Raw genomic sequence first — 2,967 nt, forward strand, 5'->3', positions numbered from 1 at the left:
GCTCGCGCGCGCTGCTGTTCGGCCGGGGCGCCGACGAGTCCGACGTGACCAGCACGCACCGGGTCATCACCGCCAACCCGGCGGCGACCATCGGCCGCTTCTTCCTCGCGCTGAGCGCGCACCACGAGCTCGACGCGCTGCCGGTGCTCGCGGACGTGCCGACCAGCGTCCTGGTCGGGTCCGCGGACAAGCTCACCCCGCCCCGCTTCTCGGCCGTGATCGCGCAGGCCCTGCCGCACGCCCACCACGAGGTCCTCGAGGGGGCCGGCCACATGCTGCCGCTCGAACGCACCGAGACCGTGACCGAGCACCTGCTCCGGCTGTCCCGCGGCAGCCGGGTCGACGCCGGGCGGGAGGCCTGACATGGCGACCGTCCCGCACCACCGCGTGATCATCGTCGGCACCGGCTTCTCCGGCCTCGGCATGGCGATCCGGCTGTCCCAGCGCGGCGAGGACGACTACATCGTGCTGGAGAAGGCGCAGGACGTCGGCGGCACCTGGCGGGACAACCGCTACCCCGGGTGCGCGTGCGACGTGCCGTCACGGCTCTACAGCTTCTCCTTCGCCCAGAACCCCTCGTGGTCCCGGGAGTTCGCCCCGGCCGGCGAGATCTGGGACTACCTTCGCCGCTGCGCGCGCGAGCACGACGTCGAGCGGCACCTGCGCTTCGGGGCCGACCTGCGCTCCCTCGTGTACGACGAGCCCTCCGCCCGCTGGACGGCCACCGCCGCGGACGGCCGGCAGTGGACCGCCGACGCCGTGGTGCTGGGCATCGGCGCCCTGCACGAGCCGTCGCTGCCGGACATCCCCGGGCTCGACTCCTTCGAGGGCCCGGTGCACCACTCGGCGCGCTGGCCCGAGGGGGACGACGGGCTCACCGGCAAGCGGGTCGCCGTGGTCGGCACCGGCGCGAGCTCGGTGCAGCTCGTCCCGGCACTCGCGCCGCGCGCCGGGCAGGTGCACGTCTTCCAGCGCACGCCCGCGTGGATCCTGCCCAAGCGCGACCGTGAGCTGGGGCCCGCGCGCACGGCGGCCTACCGCCGGATACCGGGTCTGCAGCGGGCGGTGCGGTGGGCGACCTACTGGGAGCTGGAGTCCCGGGTCCTGGCGTTCTCGCGCTACCCGGCCGCGATGAAGCTGGTCGAGCGGGTGGCCAGGCGGCACCTGGCGAAGTCCGTCCGCGACCCGCAGGTGCGCGCCGCGCTCACCCCCGACTACACGATCGGCTGCAAGCGCATCCTCATCTCCAACGACTACTGGGCGGCGTTCGACCGCGACGACGTGGAGCTGGTGACCGACGCCATCACCAGGGTCGAGCCGGACGCCGTGGTCACGGCGGACGGCACCCGGCGCGAGGTCGACGCGATCGTGCTCGGCACCGGGTTCAGCGTCACCGGCAGCTACGACCGGCTGGACGTGCGCGGCCTCGGCGGGCAGTCGCTGGAGCAGGCGTGGTCCGCCGGGATGCGCACCCACCTCGGGGTGACCACGGCCGGCTTCCCGCAGCTGTACTTCCTGCTCGGGCCGAACACCGGGCTGGGCCACACCTCCGTGGTGATGATGATCGAGTGGGCCACCGGCTACGTGCTCCAGGCCCTCGACCACGCCCGGCGCCGGCGTGCCCCGGTCGTGGTCACCGAGGCGGCGCAGGAGCGGTTCACCCGCGAGATGCGCACGCGCAGCCGGCGCACGGTCTGGGCCTCCGGCTGCCGCAGCTGGTACCTCGACCGGTTCGGCAACAACACCACGGTCTGGCCCGGCTCGACGCTGAGCTACTGGTGGCGCACCCGCCGGCTGGACCAGGACGACTTCGCCCCCGTCACGCCGAGCCCTCCGGGCGGCGGCCCCGCGCCGGCCACCGAACCCGCCGTCGCGGAGCCGGTCCCCGCCGACCGTTCCTGACCCGCCCACCGACCCTCCCGGCCCACCGACAGGAGCCTGCCCGTGCCCCGCACCCCGTTCCGTCCCCACGTCAGCATCGTCACCGGCGGTGCCTCCGGCATCGGCCGGGCCATCGCCACCGAGCTCGTCGCGCGCGGCAGCCACGTCGTGGTCGCCGACCTCGACGGGGACCGGGCCGGGCGTGCCGCCGCCGAGCTCACCGCGGCGGGACCGGGCACCGCCGAGGCCGCGCCGGTCGACGTCAGCTCCTTCGAGCAGGTCCGCGACGTGGTCGACCGCACCGAGGCCGAGCGTGGGCCGGTCGACGTCATGGTCAACAACGCCGGCATCGCGCTCGGCGGCCTGCTCGAGGAGCTCGACGAGCGGCACTGGGACCGGGCACTGGCGGTCAACCTCGGCGGCGTCGTCAACGGCGTGCGGGCGGTCTACCCGCACATGAGCCGGCGGCGGCGCGGGCACATCCTCAACACCGCCTCGCTGGCCGGGCTGATCCCCGCCCCGGCGATGCTGCCCTACACGACGACCAAGCACGCGGTCGTGGGCCTGTCCACCGGCCTGCGCGCCGAGGCCGCGGCGCTCGGCATCGGCGTCACCGTGCTGTGCCCCGGCTTCGTCGACACCCCCCTGCTGGACGAGGTCTATGAGGCGCCGCCGTCGATCGCCGGCGGCAGCGTCCGCCAGGCGGTGCGGCTGATGCAGCCGAAGTTCCTCAGCGCCGAGACCGTCGCGGCCCGGGCGGTGCGAGGGCTGGAGCGCAACCAGGCGGTCGTCCCGGTGGGGGCGCTGGCGCACCTGCTGTGGCGGCTCAACCGCTTTGCCCCGCCGGCCGCCCGCGGCCTGTGCCGGGTGCAGGCGGGGGTGCACCGCAGCCGCGTGCACGCCTGACCGCCGGCGTCCGGGCCCAGCCGCACCGGAGCCGCGCCAAGGGACAACCGGCGCGGCAGTTGGGGCCGCCTCTCGCGACGAAACCGCCGCGATGATCGTCGTCCGGACACCGGCGCGCCGGGTGAGCGGGCGTGGCAGGCTGCGTGCGTGAGCGCCCAGGACCCGATGACCGTCACGCTC

3 protein-coding genes are annotated in these 2,967 nt (G+C 75.1%); all 3 read left to right on the forward strand.

Annotated elements, in window-relative coordinates; all coding sequences use genetic code 11:
• A partial coding sequence (locus VF825_RS10150; RefSeq protein WP_414695817.1) for an alpha/beta fold hydrolase occupies positions 1 to 362 on the forward strand: 362 nt, incomplete at its 5' end.
• Position 363: 1 nt separating this feature from the next.
• Positions 364 to 1,902, forward strand: coding sequence for an NAD(P)/FAD-dependent oxidoreductase (locus tag VF825_RS10155; protein ID WP_331112824.1), 1,539 nt, complete (start codon positions 364 to 366; stop codon positions 1,900 to 1,902).
• A 42-nt stretch (positions 1,903 to 1,944) separates the two neighbouring features.
• Entirely contained in the window at positions 1,945 to 2,787 is an 843-nt protein-coding gene (locus VF825_RS10160; protein ID WP_331112826.1) for an SDR family oxidoreductase, read from the forward strand.
• The last annotated feature ends 180 nt before the right edge of the window (positions 2,788 to 2,967 follow it).

It is taken from the genome of Oryzihumus sp., assembly GCF_036391795.1.
In the GTDB taxonomy this organism is placed as follows: Bacteria; Actinomycetota; Actinomycetes; order Actinomycetales; family Dermatophilaceae; genus Oryzihumus.